The organism is Nitrospirillum guaranorum (genome assembly GCF_034653275.1).
Lineage (GTDB): Bacteria > Pseudomonadota > Alphaproteobacteria > Azospirillales > Azospirillaceae > Nitrospirillum.
The window spans coordinates 1,870,417-1,896,021 of sequence record NZ_JAYEES010000003.1 but is presented as its reverse complement, the minus strand read 5'-3'; the positions used below and the strand labels follow the sequence as shown (position 1 = coordinate 1,896,021).

At 69.0% G+C, this 25,605-nt stretch carries 17 protein-coding genes; 9 read left to right on the top strand and 8 right to left on the bottom strand.

The window, feature by feature from the left end:
- Positions 1–11 precede the first annotated feature (11 nt).
- Positions 12–1,415 (bottom strand): D-alanyl-D-alanine carboxypeptidase family protein, encoded by a 1,404-nt coding sequence (locus UAJ10_RS17605; RefSeq protein ID WP_322916513.1) that lies wholly within the window; start codon positions 1,413–1,415, stop codon positions 12–14.
- Positions 1,416–1,943: 528 nt separating this feature from the next.
- Here UAJ10_RS17605 and UAJ10_RS17600 point away from each other — a divergent pair.
- The 4 genes from UAJ10_RS17600 to UAJ10_RS17585 all read left to right on the top strand — a co-directional run bounded on the left by UAJ10_RS17600 (position 1,944) and on the right by UAJ10_RS17585 (position 6,297).
- Positions 1,944–2,510, top strand: a complete 567-nt coding sequence (locus UAJ10_RS17600) for a phasin family protein (RefSeq protein WP_322916512.1) — start codon at positions 1,944–1,946, stop codon at positions 2,508–2,510.
- A 260-nt stretch (positions 2,511–2,770) separates the two neighbouring features.
- A complete protein-coding gene (gene clpS, locus UAJ10_RS17595) occupies positions 2,771–3,115 on the top strand; it encodes an ATP-dependent Clp protease adapter ClpS (protein WP_040843733.1) in 345 nt (114 codons plus the stop codon).
- A gap of 5 nt (positions 3,116–3,120) precedes the next feature.
- Positions 3,121–5,436 (top strand): ATP-dependent Clp protease ATP-binding subunit ClpA, encoded by a 2,316-nt coding sequence (clpA, locus tag UAJ10_RS17590; protein ID WP_322916511.1) that lies wholly within the window; start codon positions 3,121–3,123, stop codon positions 5,434–5,436.
- A 123-nt stretch (positions 5,437–5,559) separates the two neighbouring features.
- Positions 5,560–6,297, top strand: a complete 738-nt coding sequence (locus UAJ10_RS17585) for an SGNH/GDSL hydrolase family protein (RefSeq protein ID WP_322916510.1) — start codon at positions 5,560–5,562, stop codon at positions 6,295–6,297.
- A gap of 55 nt (positions 6,298–6,352) precedes the next feature.
- Here UAJ10_RS17585 and UAJ10_RS17580 read toward each other — a convergent pair whose 3' ends face one another.
- Complete coding sequence (locus UAJ10_RS17580) at positions 6,353–6,772, bottom strand: response regulator (protein WP_322916508.1); 420 nt, start codon at positions 6,770–6,772, stop codon at positions 6,353–6,355.
- A 240-nt stretch (positions 6,773–7,012) separates the two neighbouring features.
- Here UAJ10_RS17580 and UAJ10_RS17575 point away from each other — a divergent pair, with 240 nt between their 5' ends.
- From UAJ10_RS17575 to UAJ10_RS17565, 3 genes are all read left to right on the top strand, one after another.
- On the top strand, positions 7,013–10,900 hold the full coding sequence (locus UAJ10_RS17575) for a two-component regulator propeller domain-containing protein (RefSeq protein WP_322916507.1): 3,888 nt from the start codon (positions 7,013–7,015) through the stop codon (positions 10,898–10,900).
- Between the two features lie 166 nt (positions 10,901–11,066).
- On the top strand, positions 11,067–12,494 hold the full coding sequence (locus UAJ10_RS17570) for a M20/M25/M40 family metallo-hydrolase (RefSeq protein ID WP_322916506.1): 1,428 nt from the start codon (positions 11,067–11,069) through the stop codon (positions 12,492–12,494).
- Positions 12,495–12,648: 154 nt separating this feature from the next.
- A complete protein-coding gene (locus tag UAJ10_RS17565; protein WP_322916505.1) occupies positions 12,649–13,662 on the top strand; it encodes a glycoside hydrolase family 18 protein in 1,014 nt (337 codons plus the stop codon).
- Here the strand turns inward: UAJ10_RS17565 and UAJ10_RS17560 are convergent.
- On the bottom strand, positions 13,659–14,165 hold the full coding sequence (locus tag UAJ10_RS17560) for a helix-turn-helix transcriptional regulator (protein WP_322916504.1): 507 nt from the start codon (positions 14,163–14,165) through the stop codon (positions 13,659–13,661). The genes UAJ10_RS17565 and UAJ10_RS17560 overlap by 4 nt on opposite strands.
- Positions 14,166–14,391: 226 nt before the next feature.
- Here UAJ10_RS17560 and UAJ10_RS17555 point away from each other — a divergent pair, with 226 nt between their 5' ends.
- A complete protein-coding gene (locus UAJ10_RS17555; protein ID WP_322916503.1) occupies positions 14,392–15,837 on the top strand; it encodes an MFS transporter in 1,446 nt (481 codons plus the stop codon).
- 111 nt (positions 15,838–15,948) lie between these two features.
- On the opposite strand, the gene UAJ10_RS17550 is transcribed toward UAJ10_RS17555, so the two are convergent.
- On the bottom strand, positions 15,949–16,650 hold the full coding sequence (locus UAJ10_RS17550) for a Spy/CpxP family protein refolding chaperone (RefSeq protein ID WP_322916502.1): 702 nt from the start codon (positions 16,648–16,650) through the stop codon (positions 15,949–15,951).
- Positions 16,651–16,877: 227 nt separating this feature from the next.
- Here UAJ10_RS17550 and UAJ10_RS17545 point away from each other — a divergent pair, with 227 nt between their 5' ends.
- On the top strand, positions 16,878–19,598 hold the full coding sequence (locus UAJ10_RS17545) for a DUF3369 domain-containing protein (protein ID WP_322916501.1): 2,721 nt from the start codon (positions 16,878–16,880) through the stop codon (positions 19,596–19,598).
- 90 nt (positions 19,599–19,688) lie between these two features.
- On the opposite strand, the gene UAJ10_RS17540 is transcribed toward UAJ10_RS17545, so the two are convergent.
- The 4 genes from UAJ10_RS17540 to UAJ10_RS17525 form a co-directional block, all read right to left on the bottom strand.
- Positions 19,689–20,516, bottom strand: coding sequence for a ProQ/FINO family protein (locus UAJ10_RS17540; RefSeq protein ID WP_322916500.1), 828 nt, complete (start codon positions 20,514–20,516; stop codon positions 19,689–19,691).
- A 594-nt stretch (positions 20,517–21,110) separates the two neighbouring features.
- Positions 21,111–21,521, bottom strand: a complete 411-nt coding sequence (locus UAJ10_RS17535) for a helix-turn-helix domain-containing protein (protein WP_044560789.1) — start codon at positions 21,519–21,521, stop codon at positions 21,111–21,113.
- Positions 21,522–22,136: 615 nt separating this feature from the next.
- A complete protein-coding gene (locus UAJ10_RS17530; protein WP_322916499.1) occupies positions 22,137–24,047 on the bottom strand; it encodes a methyl-accepting chemotaxis protein in 1,911 nt (636 codons plus the stop codon).
- 188 nt (positions 24,048–24,235) lie between these two features.
- Complete coding sequence (locus tag UAJ10_RS17525) at positions 24,236–25,465, bottom strand: acyltransferase family protein (protein ID WP_322916498.1); 1,230 nt, start codon at positions 25,463–25,465, stop codon at positions 24,236–24,238.
- Positions 25,466–25,605 lie beyond the last annotated feature (140 nt).

Genomic DNA, 25,605 nt, shown 5'->3' with positions numbered 1-25,605 from the left:
GGGGGAAGGGATCAGCTGGCGCCGGGCGCGATGGTGATGCAGCCCTGGCCCTGGCGACGCAGCTGGGCGCAGGCGGCGCGGGCGTTCTTCTCGCTCAAGCCCGCCAGGCGGGCGCGGTACAGCGTGGACGTGGCGGAAGACACCTCGACCACGTTCGGCACGGCGGCGTTCAGCAGGCCCTTGCCCTTCTGCGTGGCGCGGGCGATGGCGGCCTGGGTGGCGGCGCGGTCGTTGTAGGCGCCCACCTGGATGCTCCATCCCGCCGGGATGGTCTTGCCCTTGGCGCCGGTGGCCACGGCGGGCGCCGCCTCGGCCGGGGTGGCCAGCAGCGTGTGGTCGGCGACGCTTTCGGCCGCCTTGCCCACGGCCTTGGCGGCCTTGCCGGCGGCGCTGGCCAGCCGGACGCCCGTGCTGGCCTTCGTGGCCTTGGGCGCCGGGGCCTCGTCGGCCTCGTCCTCATCGCCCTCGGAGGTGGCGCCATCCTGGCTGTCGGCGGTGTCCGCGCGGGCCACCTGCACGGCGTCGCGGCCGCGCGGGGCGCGGATGGGCGCCTCGGCCGTCAGCACCTCGCCGGGCTTGGTGGCGAAGCCCTCGTCCAGAAGGTCGGCCATGCGGTTGTCGCGCCACACGGCGCTGCTGCCACCCATGACCACGGCGATCAGGCGGCGGCCATCCTGCACGGCGGAGCCCACGAGGTTGAAGCCGGAGGCGTTGATGAAGCCGGTCTTGATGCCGTCCATGCCCGGGTAGCGGGCCATGAGATGGTTATGGTTGGCCATGGTCTCACCGTTATAGGTGAAGCTGGCCGTCTTGAAATAGGCGTACTGCTTGGCGTGGTCATGGATCAGCGCCTGGGCCAGGCGGGCCAGGTCGCGGGCCGTCGTCACCTGGCCGGTGTTGGGCAGGCCGGAGGCGTTGCGGAAAGTGGTGCGGCTCATGCCCAGGGCGCGGGCCTTGGCCGTCATCATCTGGGCGAAGCGCGGCTCGCTGCCGCCCAGGTTCTCGCCCACCGTCACCGCCACGTCGTTCGCCGACTTGGTGACCAGGGCCAGGATCGCGTCCCGCACGCGGATGGTGTCGCCCGGGTCCAGGCCCAGCTTGCTGGGCGCCTGGGCGGCGGCGTGGGCGGAGACCTTGAAGGGGGTGTCCAGGGTGACGCGGCCGGCATCCAACGCGTCGAACAGTAAATACAGCGTCATCATCTTGGTGAGCGACGCCGGATAATTCTGGGTGTCGGCGCCGGCGGCGTGCAGCACCTGGCCGGTCTCCGCATCCACGACAATGGCGGCGTACTTGGCGAAAGCGCTCACCGGCGCCAGGGCCCAGCAGGCCATCAGGGCCAGGGCGGCCCAGCGCAACCGCCGGGCGGCGAAACCTGGGCGTCGCGCCAGGTGTGAGCGATTCCAATGGGTCACGGTGAACTGCCCCTTCCGCCGATGCCACGTCCTTGGTGGCGACAAAAGTAAAGGGACGATGATTCGCTGTCCAGTATTGAAAATACGGTTAAGGGCGAAGGATGCATGGATTTTGACTGCGACCTTTACATGCGGCGGTCCGACTCCGGCGCATCTGCTACCCCGGGCGGGGAGGGTGCGCCCATTCGTATGATATATTGCGGCGCAGCATGGGCGCCCCTTCCGACGCATCAGTGACTAGACGGTTTGGCCTATGAAGGGCGATTTCGCGCCGGAGCGCCGCGAATTACACTCGTATGCAACGCCAAAATCCCATGTGACGAAATTTTTGCGGTGCACAAAAATGGATTGACAAACCCCTTTCCCGGGTCCAGATAAGGCATTGTGCTGCGACGCAACATGGCGGTGCCGCGAAATGGGCCGTTCGCCGCAGGCACGCCACCCGGCCGATGCCGGTTTGCCTGACCCGGGTACGGGCCGCATCGGGCGGCCGATGGATCATTAGCGATCATTGGAAGGAGCACTGACATGACCACCGCGAATACTACCACCGCCACCGTCGCGCGCGCCAAGAAGGTCGTCACCGACGCCGCCGTGGACGCTGCCACCACCACCCAGGGGACCGTGAAGCAGGCCGCCGAGACGACCGCCGCCGCCGCGCAGGACGCCGTGACCAAGAATTACGAGCAGGCCGTCGCCCTCACCAAGGAGCAGGTTGAGAAGGCCAGCAAGAAGGCGTTCGAGGCGTACGAGGAGTTGACCGCCTTCAACAAGGAAACGGTCGACGCGCTGGTCCTGTCCTCCACCGTCCTGGCCAAGGGCCTGGAGAACCTGTCGAAGTCCTTCGTCGCCTATGCCCAGTCCTCGCTGGAAAGCAGCGTATCGGCCACCAAGGCCCTGCTGGCTGTGAAGACCCTGCGCGAGGCCGTGGACCTGCAGTCCGAATTCGCCAAGACCAGCTTCGACACCCTGGTCAGCGAGGCCACCAAGACCTCCGAGCTGTCGGTGAAGCTGGCCAACGAGGCGATCGAGCCCATCTCCGCCCGCGTCAACGCGGTCGTGACCAAGTTCGGCAAGCCGCGCCTGGCGGCCTGAGTGACGGCCCGGGCCGCGCCGTGCGGCCCGGCGACATCGCCGATGCTGACGAACCCGGTGGGCCCGTGCCTGCCGGGTTTTGTTTTGCCCGCTGTGACGGCCGCCGTTGCACGGCGCAGGGTTTTCTTGCGCCCGGGTGATTTCCGTGCGGCAATCGCACCCCAGGCATGAATAAGGTTACCAGGGGTCTTCCAACGGCCCGCCGCGATCTCATATTATTCCTGGGATGACCACCCCGAGAGACACGTACCTGGAAGGCCATGACGGAGTTCGATAGTCAGGGAAATGAGGGCGGCACTGGCGGCGACGGCACCAACACCGGTGTCGTGGTCAAGGCCAAGCCCAAGACCAAGAAGCCCTCCATGTACAAGGTCCTGATGCTGAACGACGACTACACTCCCATGGAGTTCGTCGTTCACATCCTGGAGCGCTTCTTCTCGAAGAACCGGGAGGAAGCGACGCGGATCATGCTGCATGTCCATCGCCGCGGCGTCGGCGTGTGCGGCGTGTTCACCTATGAGGTGGCGGAAACGAAAGTGACCCAGGTGATGGATTTCGCGCGCCAGAACCAGCATCCCCTGCAATGCACCTTGGAGAAGGATTAGTAGGCATGCTCTCGCGTAATCTCGAGCAGACGCTGCACCGGGCCCTAGCTTACGCCAATGAGCGTCGGCACGAGTACGCGACCCTGGAACACCTTCTGCTGGCCCTCACGGAAGACCAGGACGCCCTGGCCGTCCTGCGCGCCTGCGGCGTGACCGTGGAAAAGCTGCGCGTCGAGCTGGGCGAATACCTGGACAACGAGCTGAGCAACCTGATCTCCAGCCGGTCGGAGGACGCCAAGCCCACCGCCGGCTTCCAGCGGGTGCTGCAGCGCGCCGCCATCCACGTCCAGAGTTCCGGGCGGGAGGAGGTGACGGGCGCCAACGTGCTGGTCGCCCTGTTCTCGGAACGGGAAAGCCACGCCGTGTATTTCCTGCAGGAGCAGGAGATGACCCGCTTCGACGCAGTCAACTACATCTCCCACGGCATCGCCAAGTCCCCTGGCCGGTCGGAGACGAAGCGCGTCAGCGGGGCGGAGGAGGAGACGCCCGCCGGCGAGAAGGCGCCCAAGAAGGGCACCGAGGCGCTGGAGGCCTATTGCGTCAACCTCAACAAGAAGGCGCTCAGCGGCAAGATCGATCCCCTGATCGGCCGCGCGCAGGAGGTCGACCGCACCATCCAGATCCTCTGCCGCCGCTCCAAGAACAACCCGCTGTACGTGGGCGATCCCGGCGTGGGCAAGACGGCCATCGCCGAGGGCCTGGCCCGCCGCATCGTCCACGGCGAGGTGCCGGAGGTGCTGCAGAACGCCACCATCTTCGCGCTGGACATGGGCGCGTTGCTGGCCGGCACCCGCTATCGCGGCGACTTCGAGGAGCGGCTGAAGTCCGTGCTGTCGGAGCTGGAGGCGGTAGAGGGGTCCGTCCTGTTCATCGATGAGATCCACACGGTGATCGGCGCCGGCGCCACCTCGGGCGGCGCCATGGACGCCAGCAACCTGCTGAAGCCGGCCCTGGCCAGCGGCGCCCTGCGCTGCATCGGCTCCACCACCTACAAGGAATACCGCAGCTACTTCGAGAAGGACCGCGCCCTGGTTCGCCGCTTCCAGAAGATCGACGTCAACGAGCCCTCGCTGGATGACGCCGTGAAGATCCTGGAAGGGATCAAGAGCTATTACGAGAAGCACCACAACGTCCGCTACACCCGCGAGGCCATCCGCTCGGCGGTGGAACTGTCGGCCAAGTACATTGGCGACCGCAAGCTGCCGGACAAGGCCATCGACATCATCGACGAAGTGGGTGCCGCCCAGATGCTGCTGCCGCCGGGCAAGCGCAAGAAGACCATCCAGGTCAAGGACGTGGAGGCGGTGGTCGCCAAGATCGCCCGCATCCCGCCGAAGAGCGTCAGCCGCGACGACCGCGAGGTGCTGCTGAACCTGGAGCGTGACCTGAAGACCATGGTGTTCGGCCAGGATAAGGCCATCGACACCCTGGTCAGCGCCATCAAGCTGGCGCGCGCCGGCCTGCGCGAACCGGAAAAGCCCATCGGCAACTACCTGTTCTCCGGCCCCACCGGCGTAGGCAAAACCGAGGTGGCGCGCCAGCTGTCGCGCACCCTGGGCATCGAGCTCACCCGCTTCGACATGTCGGAATATATGGAGCGGCATACGGTCAGCCGCCTGATCGGCGCGCCCCCGGGCTATGTCGGCTTTGACCAGGGCGGCCTGCTGACCGACGCCATCGACCAGCATCCGCACTGCGTGCTGCTGCTGGACGAGATCGAGAAGGCGCACCCGGATCTCTACAACATCCTGCTGCAGGTGATGGACCACGGCAAGCTGACCGACCACAACGGCAAGACGGTCGACTTCCGCAACGTCATCTTGATCATGACCACCAACGCCGGTGCCTCCGACCTGGCCAAACCCGCCTTCGGCTTCGGCCGGGAACAGCGGCTGGGCGAGGATGAGGAGGCGATCAACCGCCTGTTCACCCCGGAATTCCGCAACCGCCTGGACGCCATCATCCCGTTCTCCGGCCTGTCGCCGGAGATCATCGGCCGGGTGGTGGACAAGTTCGTCATGGAGCTGGAGGCGCAGCTGAGCGATCGCGGCGTCACCATCGAGCTGACGGACGAGGCCCGGGAGTGGCTGTCGAAGAAGGGCTACGACCCGCTGTACGGCGCGCGCCCCCTGGGTCGCACCATCCAGGAGTACATCAAGAAGCCCCTGGCGGAGGAACTGCTGTTCGGCAAGCTGGTGAAGGGTGGCGCCGTCCGCGTCACCGTGAAGGACGACGCCCTGTCCTTCGACTACGCCGCCGGCGGCAACCGCCCCTCCCAGCAGGAAAAGCCAGAGGAGAAGGTGCCGGAGCTGGTGACCTGATCCGGCGCCGCCACGCTTGAAACGACCGGGCCTCCAGGGCATTCCTGGGGGCCCGTTCCGTTTTGGGGCCTCTCCGTTTTGGGGGCGGGACATGTGGGGCTGATGGGGAAGGGGCGTTCAATCATGCGGTGGTTGATGGATGGACACGCGTTGCTTCTGGCGGCCCTGCTTCCGGCTGCGTTGCTGGCCGGCGGCAAGGCGGCGGCCGAGGATCTGCCGGCGCTGCGCCCCAACGGCGTCATCGTCTTCCAGGGCGATTCCATCACCGAGGGCGGGCGCCAGCCGGGCGACGACCTGAACCACACCATGGGCCAGGATTACGACTACATCATCGCGGCGCAGGTGGGGGCGGACTATCCGGAGCGCGACCTCACCTTCCTCAACCGCGGCATCAGCGGCAACACGGTGACGGACCTGGCCGCCCGGTGGCAGGCCGACGTCATCGCGCTGAAGCCCGATCTGCTGAGCATCCTGGTGGGTGTGAATGACACCTTCTTCAGCAAGGGCGAGACCCTGGAAGCCTACGCCCAGACCTACGAGCGCCTGATCCAGGAGACGCGGGCCAAGCTACCCGGCATCAAGATCATCCTGGGCCAGCCCTTCCTGCTGCCCGTGGGCACCTACAAGGCCGAGTATCCCGCCAAGCTGGCGCAGGTGAGGCAGCGCCAAGCGGTGGTGGAGCGGCTGGCCGCCCAGTACCACCTGCCCCTGGTCCGTTACCAGGAGGCGTTCGACGCCGCCTGCGGCAAGGCCCCGGCCGACCATTGGTCCTGGGACGGCGTCCACCCCACCTACGCCGGCCATGGCCTGATGGCCCGCGAATGGCGCCGCGCCGTCAACGCCGCCTGGCCCCAGGGATAAAGGCCCCGGGAAAGCCGGGCCGTCGGATGCCCGGGCCCGGCGCTTGGGGGGCACGCTACGCTAAACCCACCAGCCGCTTGATCAGGGCGTCCAGGTCGTTCCACGCCAGGGGCTTGGCGACGTAGCCCGAGAACAGGCCGGTGGTCAGATGGTCGATGACGTCGGTCTCGGCCGTCATCAGCACCAGCGGCACGGGCCGACCGCGACCGGCGAGGACGGGGCGGCCGTGCAGTTCCCGCGCGGCCTCGGCCCCGCCGACGCCGGGCATGTTGAGGTCCAGCAGCACCAGGTCGAAGGGTGTTTCGGCCGCATCGAACAGGGCGACGGCTTCCGCCCCGTCGGCGGCGCCGGTCGCCTGGTACCCCAGGCGGCGCAGCACGGCCAGGATCAACTCCCGATTCACCCGGTTGTCCTCCGCCACCAGGACGCGGGGGCCAGGGGCGGCGTCTCCGGCGCCGGTATTTTGGATACTCATTACGGTCGGCCCCTCGGCTCATCGCAGTAGGCGCGCCCTGGGGCGCAAGCCCGTGTTGCCGCCACAATAGGCCCGTTCCCCACCCTCGCACAGTCCCTTTGCCGCAGGATGCATTGGAACCGGTATCGTTGATTTTGTGGCGCGGCGCCATCAATCCTATAAAATCCAGGATTGTTCGGGCCACCCGTATCGGTGACTCCGGCGATTGCCGTCACCCTGGTGGTTGTGCTGATGCGCGTAGTGTCCCTTTTCATTGTGGTATGGCTGGCCTTCCTGGGGGCCACCTGCGTCCCGTTGGGCGCGGCGCGGGCGCAGCCTGGACCATGGCAGGCGCTGGGGCAGACGGCGTTCGAGCATATCGACCGCAGCCGGGGTTTGCCCAGCGACACCATCTTCTCCCTGGCGCAGGATCAGCGCGGCTTCATCTGGATCGGCACCACCAACGGCCTGGCCCGCTTCGACGGTTATCACATGCGGGTGTTCCAGCCGGATCCGGACGTGCCGGGCTCGCTGCCGGACGGCGTCATCCGCGCGCTGCATGTCGATCCCGCCGGCCGGCTGTGGATCGGCACCCACGTGGGCGGGTTGGCCCTTTATGACCCGGTGACGGAACGCTTCCGCACCATCGCCCCTGGCCCCGCCGGCGTCAGCGCCGCCACCATCTACGACATCAGCGACGACGGCGACGGCGGCGTCTGGGTCGCCACCCGCGGCGGCATGGATCACCTGAACGGCGATGGGCGGGTGATGGAACGTTTCCGCCACGCCGACAAGGACGTGAAGGACAGGGCCCCCGGCGATCGGACGCCCGGCGACGACGCGCTGCCCCACAGCACCGTCTTCACCGTGCACCAGGACCGCGGCGGCGCCCTGTGGGCCGGGACGGCCAAGGGGCTGGTGATGCGCTCCGCGCGCGGTGACCGTTTCGCCCCGCCGCCGGTGGCGACGCCATCCCCCGCCGCCGCCGCCCTGCTGGCCGACAGCGTCTGGCAGATCGAGGAGGGGGCGGATGGCCGCCTCTGGCTGGGCGGCGACCGCAGCGGCCTGGGCGTCTACGATCCGCGCGACCAATCCCTGACCATCATCCGCCCGCAAGGCGAGGGGGAGCCGCCGCTGGCGGCCGTCACCATGCGTGGGGCGGTGGAGGTGCGGCCCGGCGTGCTGTGGGTGGCGACGCTGGGCAACGGCATCGCTGAGGTGGATGTCGCCAAGGGGGTCTACCACGCCATCCGGCATGAGCCTGACATCCCCGCCACCCTGTCCAGCAACGCCCTGCGCGCCATCCTCAAGGACCGGTCCGGCCTGGTCTGGACGGGTGGCGACTCCGGCCTGGACGTGCACAACCCCACCAACGCCGCCCTGGTGACGCTGTTCACCGGCAACGGACGCCCGCCGCTGGGCGACCTGCCCACCATCAAGAGCGTGGCGGTGGCCCCGCAGGGCACGCTGTGGCTGGGCGGCGACGGCGCCGTGCTGGTGTTCGATCCCGCGACCCGCCAGGTGCGCCGCATCCTGGCCGGCGGCACGCAAGCCGATCCGGACCACAGCCTGCCGCAACTCGACGTGCTGGCCATGGCCCGGCACGCGGCCGCAGACGCCGCCGCGCCAGGATACATCTGGGCGGGCACGCCCCGCGGCCTCTATCGCGTCGCCGAGGCGACGGGGATGGTGGATCGGGAGGCGCTGCCCACCCCCAACCCCTATCCCTACATTTCCCGCGTGGTGACGGCGGATGGGGCCACCTGGGTGGGCACCTTCTCCGGCCTGGTGCGCGTCGATGCCGATGGCGCCAAGACGCTGTACCGGCGCGACCCGGCCAATCCCGCCACCCTGGTGGACGACCGTATTATCGCCCTGACGGTCGACCATACCGGGGCGGTGTGGGCCGGCACGGAACACGGGCTGAACCGGCTGGATCCGGCCACCGGCGCGGTGGAGCGCCTGGCCCATGACAAGAACGACCCCGGTTCCCTGCCGCATGATTATATCAACAGCCTGGCGGAGGATGGGCGGGGCCGGCTGTGGGTGGGCACGGCCCAGGGCGGCATCGCCATCCTGGAGGGGCGCGACGACGGCGGCAAACCGCGTTTCCGCACCTTGGACCGGGAAAACGGCCTGCCCAGCCTGCGCGTCAACAACCTGACCTATGACGGTCACGGCCATGTCTGGGCCACCACGGCGGATGAGCTGGTGAGCATCGACGTGGACAGCCTGGCGGTGCGCGTGCTGGGCCCGGCGGAAAACGCCCTGATCCGCCGCTACTGGGAAAATGCCTCGGCCGTGACGCCGGACGGAAAGCTGCTGTTCGCCGGCGACGGCGGCATGACCATCGTGTCGCCTGACGCCATCACCGACTGGCGCTTCGCCCCGCCCCTGGCGGTGACCGATGTGCGGGTGGGGACGCAGAGCGTCCCGCCCGCCGCCATCGAGGGCGTGCCCCTGATCCTGCATCCCGGCGACCGGGGTTTCGAGGTGGAGTTCACGGCGCTGGACTTCTCCGCCCCCGACCGCAACCGCTACGCCGTCATGCTGGAAGGGTTCGACAGCGGCTGGCTGGACAAGGACGCGCAGCGCCGCCGCGCCGTCTACACCAACCTGGCGCCTGGCCATTACCGCCTGCTGGTGCGGGGCAGCAACAAGGACGGGCAGTGGAACCCGCAGACCCTGTCGCTGCCCGTGACGGTACTGCCCGCGTGGTACCAGACGTGGTGGTTCCGCATCCTGGCGGGGGCGAGCGTCATCGGCGCCGTGGCGCTGGCGGTCTGGGCCCGCCTGGCCTGGCACCGCCGCCGCCAGCGTGAGCTGGAGGAGCTGGTGGACGCGCGCACGGCCGACCTGGCGGCCTCCGCCGCCACCCTGCGCCGCGTGGGCGACGCCGGCCGCGACCTGTCGGCCTCGCTGGAGCGCGAGGCCATCTGCCGCGCCCTGCACGCCCATGTGGCGGAACTGATGCCGGCCGCGGCATTGCGCGTGGCCCTGTTCGCCGAACCCGAGGCCTCCAGCCTTTCCCTGGTTTATGCCGCCGGAACGGCGGATACGGACCTGGGGCCCCTGTCGCCGGAGGATCCGCTGTACCAGCGGGCGGGCGAGGGCGCCTCCACCAGCAGCGGCCCGGCCGACACGGCCCTCTACGCCCCCTTGCGGGTCGGCGGCCGCCGCCTGGGCGTGGTGGAGGTGCGCATCAGCCGGCCGGAAGCGGCGCTGCCCCGCCATGTCGAGGCCTTGCGCTCCATGGCCGCCTTCGCCGCAGTGGCCATCACCAACGCCGCCGCCTTCCGCGAGGTGGAGCAGGCGCGGGAGGAAACGGCACAGACCCTGGCCAACCTGGAAAACGCCCTGACCCGCCTGGTGCAACAGGAGAAGCTGGCCTCGCTGGGCAACCTGGTGGCCGTGGTGGCGCATGAGATCAACACGCCGCTGGGCGTGTCCGTCACCCTGGGCTCACAGTTGCAGGGGGAGGTGGAGGCGCTGGCCGACGCCGTGGCGGAGAAGCGCCTGCGCCGGGGCGACCTGGACGAGTTCCTGTCCCAGGCCCGGGATGAGTGCGAGATCCTGAACCGCAACCTGCGCCGCGCCGCCGACCTGGTGCAGAGCTTCAAGCAATTGTCGGTGGATCAGACCAGCGAGCGGGCGCGCGCCATTCCGCTCACGGAATACCTGCGCGAGACGCTGGTCAGCCTGGATCCGCTGCTGAAGGGCCACGGGGTGACGGCCACGGTGGAGGGGCCCGTCGGCCTGATCGTGCCCACCCGGCCGGGGCAGCTGGCCCAGGTGCTGACCAACCTGGTGCAGAACGCCGTGGTCCATGCTTTCGACGGGGTGGATCAACCGGCCATCCATATCCAGGTGGCGGGCACGCCGGGCGGCCAGGCCACCGTCACCGTGTCCGACAACGGGCGGGGCATGACCGCCGACTTGGCGGCCCAGGCGTTCGAGCCCTTCTTCACCACCAAGCAGGGGGCGGGCGGTTCCGGCCTGGGCCTGCATATCGTGCACAACCTGGTGACCGGCCCCCTGCGCGGGGAATTGACCCTGGACAGCCTGCCGGGCGAGGGCACGCGCATCCACATCGCGCTGGGCAACTTCCAGCCCAGCGAGGCGCCGCCGGTGCTGGAAGCCACGCTGTAGACCGAACCACGTCCGACTCCCGCCGGGGGGCCTCGCCTGGATGTCATCGTGACAACTGCGTGGTGGCCTTGCGGGCCCCCGTCGTGGCAGTTTCCTTGTCCAATGACGGACCGGATGGGTGGCGGGGGCCGCGCCCGGGACGACGCGATGGACGGGAGACAAGGGCGTGTTGGACGTAAAGAACAAGGCCTTGGGCGCGGGCGTCGCCGTGGGCGTGATGGCGGGTTTGCTGGCCACGGCGGCGTGGGCCGACGCGGGGCCGGCCACCATTCCGGCCTCGGCGCTCACCAGCGTGAAGGAATTGCAGAAGCGCGCGCTGGCCGGCAGCGGCGCCTATGAGGTGGTGGAATCGCTGACCACCCAGGTGGGACCGCGCCTGCCCGGCACGCCCAATGACGCGGCGGCCGTGGCCTGGGCGGTCAAGGCCATGAAGGACATGGGCCTGCAGGACGTGCACACCGAGGCCGTGCCCATGCCCGGCTGGCGGCGCGGCCTGGAACGCGCCAGCATCATCGCCCCCCTGCCGCAGCCGGTGGCCGTGGCGGCGTTGGGCGCCAGCGTCGGCACCGGGCCGGAGGGCATCGAGGCCGAGGTGGTGCGCTTCGCCAGCCTGGCGGACCTGAAGGCCGCGCCGGCCGGCTCGCTGACCGGCAAGATCGCCTATATCGCCCTGCCCATGGCCCGCACCCAGGATGGCAGCGGCTATGGCGAGGCCGTGGCCATGCGCATCGCCGGCCCGGCGGCGGCGGCCCGGAAGGGTGCGGCCGCGGTCATCATCCGCTCCGTCGGCACCGACGCCCACCGCACGCCCCACACCGGCATGACGCGGTATGAGGACGGCGTCGCCAAGATCCCGGCCGGCGCCATTTCCACCATCGACGCTGGCCAGCTGGACCGCCTGCTCGAACGCGGGCCCGTCAGGATGAAGCTGGTGCTGGACGTGGGCCCGCTGGACCCCATCACCACCTACAGCGTGGTGGGCGACCTGAAGGGCACGGAGAGGCCGGACGAGATCGTGGTCATGGGCGCCCACCTGGACAGCTGGGACCTGGGCACGGGCGCCATCGACGACGGCGCCGGCGTGGCCATCGCGCTGGCCTCCGCCAAGCTGATCAGGGGCCTGCCGGAGAAGCCCAAGCGTACCCTGCGCGTCGTGCTGTTCGCGGCGGAGGAGGAGGGCACCTACGGCGCCGCCGCCTACGGCAAAGCCCACGCGGCCGACGCCGCGCATTATGTGCTGGGCACCGAGGCCGACCTGGGCATCGGCCCCGTCTGGCAGTTCAAGCTGAAGTCCAACGCGAATGCCGAGGGCGCCATCGCCACCATGGCGGCGGCGCTGAAGCCCCTGCGCGTCATCCAGGGTGCCGATGGGGAGGGCGAAAGCTCCGACCTGGGCCCCATGGCCGAGGCCGGCATGCCGGTGGCGGAACTGTCGCTGGACGCCACCACCTACTTCGACATCCACCACACCGCCGACGACACCCTGGATCGGATCGACCGCCCCACCATCGACCAGTCCACGGCGGCCTACGCCAGCGTGCTGTGGCTGGCCATGCAGGCCGGCGGCACTTTCCGCGCGTCCGGGGCGAAGTAAGCACCACCGGGAAGGGGGAGGGCGGGCCAGCCTTCCCCCAATTTCCTTCAAATGACGATATTGCCGGAATATCCGGCCATAGGGCAGCCCCCTCTCCACTACGGTTGCCCGACTGCCCTGGCCGTCGGGCAGGGACACCGGGGAGGGATGAGGCATGGGTCTGGGGCATTTCTTGCGGCGTGCGGGGCGGATGCCGCCCATCCTGCTGGCGCTGCCCGTCTTGGCGTTCGCAGCGGGAACGGCGCACGCCGCCGACGCACGCCTGGGCGTCGCGCCCTATGTCGATCTCACCAACGACCCCGACTTGGCCGCCTGGGCGAAGACCACCGGCCAGAAAGGCCTGACGCTGGCCTTCTTAAACGCCCAGGGCGCCTGCCAGGGCGGCTGGCCCATTCCCGAGGCGCGGTTGGTGGAACGGGTGGCCGCCTTTCGCGCCGCCGGGGGCGTGGTGATCCTGTCCAGCGGCGGCTGGAACGCCGACGACCTGGCGGAGCGGTGCGCGACCGCCGATGCCATGGCCGACCAGTATGACGCGGCGCTGGCTCGCCTGGGTATCGACCATCTCGACATCGATGCCGAGGATGGCGACGTGCACGACAATTTGCGCCCCGCCATCGTCGCGGCGCGCACCCAGGGTCTGCGCCGCCTTCAAGACCGCTGGGACGCCAAGGGCAAGGCCCTGCACCTGTCCTTCACCCTGGCGGTGCGCCCCGACCTGGGCATGCGTCCCATCGATCTGGCGGTGCTGCGGTCGGCGGTGGCGGACGGCGTGCGCTTCGACGTCGTCAACCTCATGACCATGGACTACCGTGACGGCAAGTCCGCCGGCCGCATGGGCCCCCGGTCCCTGGAAGGGCTGGTCCATGTCCGCCGGCAATTGGAAAGCCTGCTGCCCGGCCGAACCGACGCCCAGTACTGGGCCATGATCGCCGCCACGCCCATGATCGGCCAGAACGACGCCGGCGACGAGGTCTTCACCCTGGCCGACGCCGCCCTGCTGCGCAGCTTCGCCGACCAGCACGACCTGGCCGGCCTGTCGTTCTGGCAAATCGGCCGAGACACCGGAATCTGCCCCGGGGACGGCAAGGCGCGCAACGACTGCAGCGGGCAGGAACAAGCGCCGAACGCCTATGCCCAGGCGTTTTCCGGGTTTGCCGGAAGACGTTAAGGGACAATCCGATAGGCACAGCGCCGCGCCCCCTGTGGGATGTGTTCCGCTCGGTCCACCCTGGCCCCCAGCACGGTGCGGAAGGTTTCCAGTTCCGACCGGCAGAAGCCGGCGCAGGCCGTGGCTGCGGCGCAGATGGGGCAGTGGTTCTCCACCAGCAGCCAGCTGCCGTCATCCAGCATCCAGCTGTCGGCCATATAGCCTTCCGCCGTGCGGATGGCGGCCAGGCGGCGGACGCGCGCGGCCAGGTCCGGGGCGTCCGCCAGCTCGGCGCGATAGCGGGCCAGGGTCTCCGCCTCGCGCCCGGCGATGACGGCATCCAGGGCGCCCGCGCCCAGCTGCGCCACCAAGGTGGACAGCAGGGCGGTCGTCAGGGCGGCATGGCCGTCAGGAAACTGGGCGTGGCCCGCCGCCGTCAGATGCCACAGCTGACGCGGTCGGCCGCGGCCGGCCGCCCCCTCACCGACGCTGACCACCAGGCCATCCTCGGCCAGGCGCGCCATCTGCTGGCGCGCCGCCTCAGCCGGTGATGCCCAGCGCGGCGGCCAGGGTGGCGGTGGCCTGTGGCCCCTCCGTCTTCAACAGCAGCAGGATGCGGTGCGCGGGTGACTGGCGGCTCATATTCCAAGTTTCAGCTTGCTTAAATCCGGAGCGGGCATATTTTCCAATTAATAACTTGGAAAAAATCATCCGGCAGGTCAAGGATAAGCCCGCGAGGAAAGCCACCCCATGTCCGTGAACCCCCGACCCGACCCCGCCGAGACGCCCCAGCCCCTGGCCCAGCCCCCGGCCGTCTCCGTCTTCCAGCTGCTTTCCCCCAAGCTGTTGCCGGCCACCCTGATGCTGGGCGGCGGCGTCACCCTGTTCGCGGTGGAGACCTATGTCACCGCCACGGTGGCGCCCTCCGTCGTGCGCGACATTGGTGGATTGGAGCTGTTCGCCTGGGTCACCACGCTGTATGTCGCGGCGGCCGTGCTGGGGTCGCTGTTCGTGGCCCTGCGGCCCCGGTCGCTGGGCCTGCGTGGCGTCTACACCGTGGGCGCCCTGGTGTTCAGCGCCGGCAGCCTGGTTTGCGGCCTGGCGCCATCCATGCCCGTGGTGCTGCTGGGGCGCACGGTGCAGGGCCTGGGGGCCGGCATGCTGTCGGGGCTCGCCTACGCCTTCATCCGGCATGCCTATCCTGAGCCGCTGTGGCGCAAGGCCTCGACCCTCTATGCCGCCATCTGGGGGGTGGCCACCTTTCTGGGGCCCACCGCCGGCGGCCTGTTCGCCGAAGGATCCGCCTGGCGCTGGGCATTTTTCATCCTGCTGCCACCGGCCTTGCTCATGGCGGCGTCGGCCCCGCGCCTGCTGCCCCGGGTGGCGGATGAGCGTGCCGACGCCCGCACGCCCCTGGCCCAGATCGGCCTGCTGCTGGCGGCGGTGCTGCTGGTCAGCACCGCGGGGACGGAAGAGCGCGGGGACCTGAAAGCCGGGCTGCTTGCGGGGTCGCTGGCGCTGTTCGCCGCCATGCTGGTGGTGGAGCGGCGGGCCCCCGTCCGCCTGCTGCCGCAAGGGGCGGTGCTGCTGGGCCAGCCCATCGCCCGGCTATACCTCATCATGTTCGGCCTGATCGTCACCGTCTCCAGCGACGTCTACATTCCCTATTTCCTGCAGACCCTGCACGGCGTGGCGCCGCTGGCCTCCGGCTATCTGGTGGCGCTGGTGGCGCTGGGCTGGACGCTGACCGCCTTTTTCACCGGAACGCTCAGCGGCGGGCGGGCTGTGCTGGCCATCAGCGCCGGCTGCGCGCTGGAAGCGGGCGCGACGCTGGCCTTGGCGCCCATCCTGGGCGGATCCGATCCCTGGGACGGCCCGATGACCCTGCTGCCCGCGATCCTGGCCATGCTGGCCATGGGCGGCGGCGTGGGCCTGTGCTGGGCCCACCTGGTGGCGGGCGTCCTGAAGCGGGCGGGGGAGGCGGAGCAGGACAAGGCATCGGCCGCCATCGCCACCATGCAGTCCCTGGGCGGGGCCCTCGGCGCCGCCTTGTCCGGCGTGATCGCCAACAGCGCCGGCCTGGTCGATCCGGGCGGCATCGCCGGCAGCCAGGCGGCCGCCCATTGGCTGTTCCTACTGATGGCGGCGCCCGGCGCCATCGCCTGCCTGGTGTCGCTGGTCCCTAACCGGACCTGAACCTCACGGAAGCGCGGTCGCACTAATAAAAACGGCGGCAATAAAAACGGCGGCGGATCCCAACGATCCGCCGCCGCCTTCATTTACAAAATCCCAACCGTCCGGTCAGGATCAGTCGGCATCGTCCGGCAGGTCCGGCGGGGGCGGCATGTCGCCGTCGTCATCGCCGTCCGGGCCGGGGCGGCCGGGGCCGCCGTGCATGCCCTGGTCACCGGGACCGGGGCCACCGAAGCGGCCGCCGCCGAAGCCGTGATGGCCGCCGAAGCCGCGCGGACCATGATGCGGGCCGATGGCCCGCGCCAGCATGGTGTCGGCCTTTTCCTTCTGTTCCGGCGTGAAGCTGGCGTACAGCGGCGCCAGCACGGCTTTCATCTCGCTGATGTGCTTGGCGTGCTCGGCCGCCATCTTCTCGGCGCGGTCCAGGCGTTCGGTCAGCGAGGGCGGGGCGGGGCGCTCAACCGGCTGGCCGGCCTTGCGGGCGGCCTCGATCTGCTCCCAGCGCGCCTTGTGCTCGGCCTCGAACTTCTCGGCCTTCTGCTTCATTTCCTCGGCATTGGCGCGAACAACGGCCTCGAACTTCTTCCACTGCCCTTCCTGGGCGGCAGTGATTTTCAGTTCGGCCTTCAAGAAGGCCAGTCGGCCATCCACATGTTCCCACGGGCCGCCGCGATGGTGCTCATGCGCCATCGCCATCGGGCCCGGATGGGGCGGTGCCGGATGGGACGTGTCCTGGGCGAAAGCGCCTGCCGCCACACCGACGGCAAAGACACCGACCGCCAAGGTCGAAAGGAGTTGGGTACGGAAGCGGGACATGGATCTACAAGCCTCGTCAGGTTCGTCTTCGCCGTTCTAGAACCGGCTAAGCGGATATACGGGCCAACTTGGAAAAACTGTCGCCGGGCGCCGATGAAACCTTAAGAGCAATGTCCCCATTGGGGTATCTGCGTTAGTCTGACGTGGCAAGCCGCCTCGCGATACAGGGGCGGCGGACAGGGGAACAGCCGGCAGACAGGCACGTTTCCCCAAGGGGAAGAGGGCCGATGCAGGGAATGGACGAGGAGGCCATGTGGCGGGACGAGGATGACGGCGGAGCCACCCCACGGCGGCCGGATGTCTTGCCCCCCTGGAAAGTCCTTGTCATCGACGACGACGCCGAGGTCCACGCCCTGACCCGCATGGTTCTGAACCGCCTGCGCTTCCGCGACCGGAAGGTGGAGATCCTCTCCGCCCATTCCGGGGCGGAGGGGTTCCGGATGTTGGCGGAGGTGCCGGACATCGCCGTCGTACTCCTGGATGTGGTGATGGAAACCGACGATGCCGGCCTGGTGCTGGCCCGCCGCATCCGCCGCGACCTGGGCAACGAGGCGACGCGCATCATCCTGCGCACCGGGCAGCCGGGCATGGCGCCGGAGGAGCAGGTCATCGTCGACTACGACATCGACGATTACCGCCCCAAGGCGGATCTCAGCGCCGCGCGCCTCACCACCACGATCATCACCGCCCTGCGGTCCTACGGCCACATCGTGGCGCTGGAGGAGAACAAGCGCGGGTTGGAGCGCATCATCGACAGCGCCGCCACCCTGTTCCAAATCCGGTCCATGCGTGACTTCGCCACCGGTGTCCTGACCCAGGTGGGCAGTTTTCTCAGTTGCGGCCCGCTGGGCGTGGTCTGCGTGCACGCGCTGGAGGGGCAGCCCCTGGGCGTGCTGGCCGCCAGCGGCGTCTACGCCTATCTGAACGACCAGGCCGCCGGCGCACCGATACCCGGTGCCGACCTGATCGAGCGGGCGCTCAGCACCAAACGGTCCCTGTTCGTGGACGACCTCAGCGTGCTGCACATTTCCAGCCGGGAGGTGGGGCGCACGGTGGTGCTGATCAAGGCGCAGGATCCACCCTCCAATATGGACCAGCGGCTGCTGGAGCTGTTCGCCACCAAGATCCCGGCGGGCTTCGACAATGTCAGCCTGCTGGAAGGGCTGGAGGGCGACGTGGCCCGCCGTACGCGGGACCTGAAGGCCACCAACGCCATGCTGACGGAGAAGCAGGAGCGGCTGGAGCGTCAGGCCCATGACCTGGCGGTGCTGGCCCGCGACCTGGACCGCGCGCGCGTCCAGGCCCAGGCCGCCAGCCAGAGCAAGTCGGAATTCCTGGCCAATATGAGCCATGAGATCCGCACCCCCATGAACGGCGTCATGGGCATGGTGCAACTGCTGCTGGACACGCCGCTGAACGAGGAGCAGCGGGGTTTCACCCAGGCCATCCGCGAAAGCGCCGAGGCCCTGCTGGGCGTCATCGACGATATCCTGGACATCTCCAAGCTCGAGGCGGGCAAGGTCGACCTGGATATCGTCGATTTCTCGTTGGGTGGCCTGCTGGATGGCGTCGCCACCATTCTGGCGCCCCGGGCGCGGGAAAAGGGCCTGGCCTTCCGCACGGAACTTCTCGGGGGTGATGACCAGGGCGGCGGCCTGGACGCCGGCGGCCGGCTGGTGCTGGTGCGGGGTGACCCCACCCGCCTGCGCCAGATCCTGGTCAACCTGGTGGGCAACGCCATCAAGTTCACTCTGCGTGGCGAGGTCACCGTTAGCCTGGTGTTGACGCCGCAGGCGCGGGCCAACGGCCGCGCCGGCCTCAGCCTGCGCGGGGAGGTGAGGGACACCGGCATCGGCGTCAATGCCGAGCAGGCGGCCCGCCTGTTCGAAAGCTTCAGCCAGGCCGACACCTCGATCACCCGGCGATTCGGCGGCACGGGCCTGGGCCTGGCCATCTGCCGCCAGCTGGTGGAACTGATGGCCGGCACCATCGGCGTGTCCAGCCAGCCGGGGGCCGGTAGCACCTTCTGGTTCACGGTCCCGCTGGAGCCGGCGGAGCAGCCCTTCCAAGAAGGGTTCACCGCCCCTTTGCCGACCAGCCGGCCGTCCCCCGCGGTCTGGGGCGGCAGCGGCGCGCCGCCCACGCCGACGGAAGGCCGGGGCGTGGGCCGCTGCGTCCTGCTGGTGGAGGACAATCCCGTGAACCAGGAGGTGGCCAGCCTGATGCTGGCCAAGGAGGGGTTCGAGGCGGTGCTGGTGCAGGACGGGGTCGACGCGCTGGAGGCGGTGCGCTGCCGCCGCTTCGACCTGGTGCTGATGGACATCCAGATGCCGCGCATGGACGGCATCGAGGCCACGCGGCGCATGCGGGCCATGGGCGCCCGCATGCCCATCATCGCCATCACCGCCAACGCCATGGCCGGCATGCGCGAGGAATACCTGGCCGCCGGCATGGACGACTATGTCGCCAAGCCCTTCGACCGGGGCCATTTCATCGGCAAGGTGGTGCACTGGGCCTGCGGCCAGGCCGCCGAACCGGAGACGCCGCCGGAACCGGTGGCCACCGTGCCGCCCTTGTTCGGCATCCTGGCGGAGGACAGGCTGGGGGAATTGGCCGCCATGGCGGCGCGGCCGGACTTCATCCGCATCGTCAGCGGCTTCCTCACCCTGGGCAAGCAACGGGTGGAAACGCTGGCGGAGGCGGCGCGCAACCGCGACCTGAAGGCCCTGCGCGCGGAGTCGCACGACCTGATGGCCACCGCCGGCACCTGCGGCCTGATCCGCCTGCAGGATCTGGCCATGGCCCTGCACGAGGCGTGCGTGGCGGCGGACCTGGACCGCGCCGTGGCCGTCGCCCAGTCAGCGGTTGAGTTCGGCCGCCAGGATTGGGAGTTGCTGCGCGAACGCTTCCTCTCCGACGTCGAGGACGCGCCCCCACCACCGGCGTGAGCCGACTACGCCGGGGCAACAAACAAGAACGGCCTCCCCGGTGGTCGGGGAGGCCGGTTCAAGAGGCCGGGATGCCTTGAGGGACGGCGCTTACTGGAACGTGGTGTCCAGGGCGCGCAGGGTCCACAGGGCCTGCTCACGCTCCTCGGGCTCGATGCGTTCCGCCCGGCCGCCGTCCAGGGTGATGCGGCGGGTGTTGCGCACCACGGCGGCCAGATAGGCCGGATGGGCGCGGTAGACGAACAGGAAGGACTCGGCGGTGGCGATCAGCTCGGCATCGCCCAGCGCGCGGGCCAATTCCTTTTCCACCGTCAGGCTCAGCGGCACCGGATCCTCGGGGAAGGCCTCGGGGAAGCGGCGGCTCAGCTGGGCGTGGACCTTGGCCAGCTCTTCCGGCAGCTCCAGCGCCGTGCCCGCGACGCGGGGCAGGGAGATGGTGGCGCCGTCGAAATCGTTCACCACCACGCGTGGCGGCCACAGCACGTGCGGCCGGTCGCTGGCGTCGTCCTCACGGCCACGGCCACCATGGGCGGGGCGTCCGCCGGGGCGGCCGCGCTGCTCACCGCCGTGGGGACGGCTGTCGCGGTTGTCCTGGTATCGGTTTTCCAGGGCCCGGTAGTTGGGGCGGAAATCGCTGTCCGGACGCTCGTAATCATGGTGCGCCGGACGGTAGGGCGCCTCGCCACGGGGCTGGCGGCGCTCCCCGAACTCCTGGTCCGGCTGGCGGTCGCCCCGGTCGAAGCGACCGGTGTCACGATCGGCGTGGCCGCCGCTGCGGCTGCGCACCGGCGTAGGGGCCCGTTCCAGGACGACGACGCGTTTTGTTGCGCCGCGGTCACCGACGGTACCGCGCTGCGCGGCGTCGAGAGTCAGTTTAGTTTCAAAGCCCAGCGGCTTCTTGAGAGATAAAGTTGTCATGGCATCCATCCCGGCTCAAGGCAACGATACCAGCTTTTTGCTGCGGTGCCGCAACCAGAAAGTCAGTTCCAAGCCCTCGTTTGGTGCAGCCTTGATTTAACCAGCGTGCATGACCCGAGCCTTCGCGTGCCAAGGTCGTGCCATCCGGTCGAAATACCCCCCTCGCCGCAGGGGCGGAGGCGGGTAAAAACGTTAATGAAACCGGAGGCGAAACGAGTAATGGCATGGAAGCGGCTGGTGGCGACCCCTGTTTGGTATCGTCGTGCCCCATGACCATCACTATCTGCCCCAGCGGTTAAAGAAAGTTTTACAAGGCTCACGTGTAACGGCAGGCCCCCACAGTCTTCCCGTTTTCCGCCTGCATGTCCGCTGCGCGCGCGTTGCAGGGCGGGCAATGATCGCTGGCCTTGGTCAACCCTTCGCGCCAGCTGGACGAAGACATGGGACCAGGGCGTCGAACCCAAACAAAAAGCCGGACGATGACGGTCGTGTCATCGTCCGGCTTCTTCAATCGATCCGCGCCGGAGATGGTTCCGAACCATGCCGCAGCGCAAAACGGATAGGCTCAACGGCCTTCGAAGGCCGCCTTTGTCATCAGCCGTTATGGTTGGCCAGCGACTTGGCCAAGGCCATGATGCTGTCGCGCACCGAACTTTCGGTGATACGGGAATAGGCCCGTACCAGTTCCAGGGTCTCACGCCGCTCGCTGGGCGGACGGCCACCTTCCACCGCCGCCTCGATGGCCGGCGCCGGGATTTGGCCCTGGGGGCCGAGCCCGTCGAAGAAGAAGCTGATGGGAACGTCCAGCACCTGGGCGATCTTGTGCAGCATGGAGGCGGAGATGCGGTTGGCGCCGCGCTCGTACTTCTGCACCTGCTGGAAGGTCAGGCCGATGGCCTCGCCCAGCTTCTCCTGGCTCATGCCGATCAAGGTGCGGCGCAGGCGCACACGCCCGCCGACATAACTGTCCACGCTGGTGCCGGTCTCTTCCTCGGCCGCCAGCATGGTGCGCTTGCGGGTCTTGCCCCGGCCGGTGTTCGGCTTGTCCGTCGTCGTCATTTCCTAAATCCTATCTCTCGTGAGGGGGCGAGGCAGTCTCCCCAGGATATCCACCGGAATTGTGGCCATCTTGGGGACTTGGCCTCTCTGACCACCGCCATCAAGGGCCGATACACGGCACCCCCGGCACGGGATCGTCGCCAATTCCGCCGCCCGGGCCCGCCGCCCGCCTCTGGTATCGCGCTCAGCCATCAGGGAAGGCGATGCCGCGAATAAAGGAAGGGGCCGAACCGGAGCAGTCCATATAAGGACATCGTAAACAAGTTTACATACGGTAAATAAGGGAATTCCCTTATTCCTGGTAGACTACAAAGTAGGGGATAGAGGCGAGGCCGGCATCCCTGTCCTGCAGAGGTAGTTCTTTCACCGCCGGCTGCGGGTCCCCAGGCTCCCCACCCACCAAAAAGATGCGGCACACCGCCTCATGTACGCGGGCGGAGGGTATAGCTCCGCCGAACGCGCCGAACGCCGAGTGGCTCGAAAACGTCAACGGGGCGCGACCTTGGCCGCGCCCCGTTCCGACTCGCAAGATGATGTGGTACGGCCGGCAGCCGTCGCGGGTCAGGCCGCGACGATGGCCGACAGGAAGTCGGACACGGCGCGCTGCAGCTCCTTGGCCTGCACCGACAGGTCGCTGCTGGCGGTGAACACCTGGTTGGTGGCGAGGCCGGTGTCATTCGCGGCGCGGGCCACGGTGCCGATATCGCCCCCGACGCGGGTGACGCCCTGCGCCGCGTCCGTCATGGTCGCCGCGATGGCCTGGGTGGCGCGCGCCTGGTCGGTGATGGTGCGGGCGATGCCGTCGTTCACCTGGTCGATGCGCATCACCGCCGCCACGATCTCGCGGAAGGCTTGCACCGCCTGGGCGATGGCCGCCTGCATGGCGGCGATCTCCTGCTGGATGTCCTGGGTGGCCTGGGCCGTCTGGCCGGCCAGGCCCTTGACCTCGCTGGCCACCACGGCGAAGCCGCGGCCGGCCTCGCCGGCGCGCGCCGCCTCGATGGTGGCGTTCAGCGCCAGCAGGTTGGTCTGCCCGGCGATGGTCTGGATCAGGGCCACGACATCGGTGATGCGGCGCGAGGCCACCGTCAGCCGCTCGATCAGTTCGCCGGTGCCCTTGGTGCTGTCGGCGGTGGTGCGGGCCAGCTTGGCGGCCTCGGCGACGCTTTCCATCACGTCGGCCGTGGTGGCGCGCAGTTGCTCGGCCGCGCTCACGGCCCCCTGGATGGTGCCGTTGGCCGACTGGGCGGCCGTCTCGGCGGCGCTGGCGGCGGTGGAGGCGCCGGCGGCGGTGCGCGACACGGCCCGCGCCGTCTCCACCAGGCCATGGGCGGCCTCGGTGACCGAGCCCAGGATGCGGCCGGCCTTGGTTTCGAAGCTATGGGCCGTGTCCTCCAGGGCGCGGCGGCGCATTTCCTCGGCCCGCGCGCGCTCCTGGTCCCGCTCCACGTTCAGGCGCTCCACGGCGCGGGCGTTGTCGCGGAAGACGGACAGGCTGTCCACCATCTCGCCGATCTCATCCTTGCGGGCGGTGGGCAAGGCCACGTCCAACCGGCCGCCGGCCAGGTCGCGGGTGGCGCCGGCCACGGCCAGCAGGGGCGAGAGCACGCCCCGCATCAGGAACAGGGCCGCCAGGCCGCACAGCACCAGGCCCAGCGCCGTGCTGGCCTGGATGCCGTGGTTCAGGTCGTCGATGACGCCCAGGGCCGTCTGGTTGCCCGCGCGCACCTGGGCCTGGTCGCCCTTGGCCACCAGCTTCATGGCTTCCGCCATGCGGTCCAGATGGTCGTTCAGGCCGTCGACCTGGGCCGACAGCTTCAGCAGCTGGTCCGCCGGGGCGGCGCTTTTGCCCGCCAGCGGCTTCAACGCCATGGCGGTTTCCTGCAAGGCGTCGAACTGGGTCTTGGCCATCTGCACCTTGGTAGCCACGTCGCCCAGCGGGCTGTTCTCGCCGGTGCCACCCGCGCGCTCCCGCGCGGCGACGCGGCGCACCTCTTCCAGGCCGGCGGCATAGGTGGTGGCGATGGCCCGCAGGGAGTTGTTCAGCTCCGCCGGTTCCGCCACGGACAGGGTACCCATCAGCGTCTGGGTCAGCAGCACCTGCACCTGCATGTTCTTCAGGGTGGCGGCCAGGCCCAGGTCGGCCATGGCGCCATCGGTCTGGGCGGTGGTGCCTTCCAGGATGGCGCGGGACTGCCGGGCGATGCCGATGCCGATGGCGCTTTGCAGCAGGACCAGGAACAGCAGCGTGCCGCCCACGGCCATGAACTTGGACCGCAGCCGCGTGGGCCGCGGAACCAGGCGGCCCAGCACGCGCCCAAGGCGCGCCAGGAACCGGCCCACGGCGGCGCCCGCCCGGCTGTTCAGCACGGGAGACAGGCGGGCGCGCAGGGCGGCCCGAAGGGCCGTGAGACGGGCGGCGGGGAGGGCAAGGCGTGCGGGGGCAAGGCGGGGGAGGGGCGTCTGGCGCATAGGGGGCGGCCATCCTGGCAGGGGCGGAGGGCCCCTAAGGCCGGCGGGCGGCCGGGGCGAACCCACCTTACAAACCGGCCCGGCCACCGGATAATCACAGCCGTGTTAAATTTGGGTTTAAACTTTGCGACAGCTCTCCACAGTTTCCATAAAATGCAATCCTATCTTCAGGATAGGTTATCCAATGCTCACGCTTGAGCCGGCTGAGTCTGGCTTTGCGGCTGCACCGCCTCCGTCTTCGCCGTCGGCGACAGGCGCTTGAGCCCGAACCAGGGCCGCAAGAAATTCACCCGCCGCACAATCTCGTACGTGGCGAAGCAGCCGGCGAAGGTGATGACGACCAGGAGAGCTGCCTCCAACCCCAGGGGCAGGCCCAGGGGCGCCAGGTTATGCCCCGCCACCACGGTGATGGTCTGGTGGACCAGGTAGAAGGGGAAGACCGCCTGCACCAGGTACCGCAGGACGGCGCCGTCACGGTTCAGGTGACGGGCGCCGAAGCCCAGCGCGGCAACAATGGCGCCCCACTGCTGGGCGGCGTAGACGAGGCGCATAACGGCCCGGATGCCCAGCGGGGCCGGCGGCGCGCCGAAGGGGTAGGCCCAGGTGTAATAGGCCACCACGGCATAGGCGGGCACGGCCAGGGCCAGTCCCCACCAGCGCCAGCGGATGAATCCGTCCCGCAGGGGCAGGGACTTGGCGATCAGGAAGCCGAAGAGGAAGACGGTGAACGACAGGGCATGGTTGTACCAGTCGTGCAGCATCCAGTGGGTGATGGGAAAGCGCAGCTGCAGCATATCCAACGCGCACAGAGCCAGGAAGGGCAGGGCCATCAGCCGCCAGCCCGCCAGCAGCCCCTCCAGCCGGGCCCCCGCCGCCCGCAGCCGCCCCCCCGCCAACCCCAGCAGGACCGACAATCCCATGCTGTAGGCCAGCAGGTAGGACACGAACCACATATGGTTATAGGTGGGGGTGGTCAGGCAATCGTTGACCCGGCACCAGTGGCCCGTGCCGCTGAGGTACTTCAGGTAAAAGGCGGGGTAGTAGGTCTCCACCGGCGTCACCGCCTGCTCGATCACCTGATAGTAGGTCTGCGGCGGCACCAGGACCAGCACGGCGAACACCAGGGGCGGCACCAGGCGGGCCAGCCGGGCCTTGGTCAGGGCGGCCACCGTCATCTTGTCGGCCATGAAACGGGTCGCGGCACCCGATACCAGGAACAGCAGGCTGAGACGCCAAGGGCTGGTCGCCATCAGCACCGGCGCCATGGCCGCCACCTCGTGCGGGCTTTTCACATGCCATTCCCACGGCCCGTAGAACATGCCCACGTGGAACACGATCAAGGTGAAGAACGCCAGCACCCGGATCCAGTCCAAGTCGGGACGGCGGGTGAGGGCTGGCGCAGGACGGGAAGGCATCATGTTCTTTCGGCCCCTGGTCGTAAGACATGTGGCGGCTGCCAGCGCCACTGCCCTAGGCTGACCTTAAGGAGGAGTGCCGGCCATTTCCCTGACGCGAGCGGCGGGTTTTCCGGGGCCGATGGGGATGGATGGTGGGCTGA

Excerpts from the sequence above, each read along its gene's own strand:
- UAJ10_RS17565 (WP_322916505.1), top strand. The coding sequence starts at position 12,649 with ATGGGTCTGGGGCATTTCTTGCGGCGTGCGGGGCGGATGCCGCCCATC.
- UAJ10_RS17550 (WP_322916502.1), bottom strand. The coding sequence starts at position 16,650 with ATGTCCCGCTTCCGTACCCAACTCCTTTCGACCTTGGCGGTCGGTGTC.
- UAJ10_RS17530 (WP_322916499.1), bottom strand. The coding sequence starts at position 24,047 with ATGCGCCAGACGCCCCTCCCCCGCCTTGCCCCCGCACGCCTTGCCCTC.
- UAJ10_RS17540 (WP_322916500.1), bottom strand. The coding sequence starts at position 20,516 with ATGACAACTTTATCTCTCAAGAAGCCGCTGGGCTTTGAAACTAAACTG.
- clpA (WP_322916511.1), top strand. The coding sequence starts at position 3,121 with ATGCTCTCGCGTAATCTCGAGCAGACGCTGCACCGGGCCCTAGCTTAC.
- UAJ10_RS17535 (WP_044560789.1), bottom strand. The coding sequence starts at position 21,521 with ATGCTGGCGGCCGAGGAAGAGACCGGCACCAGCGTGGACAGTTATGTC.
- UAJ10_RS17585 (WP_322916510.1), top strand. The coding sequence starts at position 5,560 with ATGCGGTGGTTGATGGATGGACACGCGTTGCTTCTGGCGGCCCTGCTT.
- UAJ10_RS17600 (WP_322916512.1), top strand. The coding sequence starts at position 1,944 with ATGACCACCGCGAATACTACCACCGCCACCGTCGCGCGCGCCAAGAAG.
- clpS (WP_040843733.1), top strand. The coding sequence starts at position 2,771 with ATGACGGAGTTCGATAGTCAGGGAAATGAGGGCGGCACTGGCGGCGAC.
- UAJ10_RS17580 (WP_322916508.1), bottom strand. The coding sequence starts at position 6,772 with ATGAGTATCCAAAATACCGGCGCCGGAGACGCCGCCCCTGGCCCCCGC.
- UAJ10_RS17560 (WP_322916504.1), bottom strand. The coding sequence starts at position 14,165 with ATGGCGCGCCTGGCCGAGGATGGCCTGGTGGTCAGCGTCGGTGAGGGG.
- UAJ10_RS17525 (WP_322916498.1), bottom strand. The coding sequence starts at position 25,465 with ATGATGCCTTCCCGTCCTGCGCCAGCCCTCACCCGCCGTCCCGACTTG.
- UAJ10_RS17555 (WP_322916503.1), top strand. The coding sequence starts at position 14,392 with ATGTCCGTGAACCCCCGACCCGACCCCGCCGAGACGCCCCAGCCCCTG.
- UAJ10_RS17545 (WP_322916501.1), top strand. The coding sequence starts at position 16,878 with ATGCAGGGAATGGACGAGGAGGCCATGTGGCGGGACGAGGATGACGGC.